The 246-nt window shown below is 33.3% G+C and carries 1 protein-coding gene; it reads left to right on the forward strand.

Features of this window, described 5'->3' with window-relative positions:
* Positions 1-246 (forward strand): prealbumin-like fold domain-containing protein (locus BAU28_RS07625; protein WP_244158085.1); only part of this gene is annotated, 246 nt, incomplete at both ends.

The following is a 246-nucleotide window of genomic DNA, read 5'->3' on the forward strand; positions in this document are numbered from 1 at the left end:
ATATCGTTCAAGATAAAAAAGTAGAAGGTGAATTAGAAATAACAAAAGTAGATGTAGCGGATGGAAATACGAAACTACCAAATGCAGAGTTTACAATTTATAACGAACAAGGGAAAGAAGTAGTAAAAGGAAAAACGAATGAGCAAGGTGTAGCGAAATTTAAACTACCATACGGAAAGTACACATATAAAGAAACAATAGCGCCGAATGGATATGTAATGAATGAGGAGACATTCTCGTTTGAAA

Source organism: Bacillus paramycoides (assembly GCF_001884235.1).
Classification (GTDB): Bacteria; Bacillota; Bacilli; order Bacillales; family Bacillaceae_G; genus Bacillus_A; species Bacillus_A paramycoides.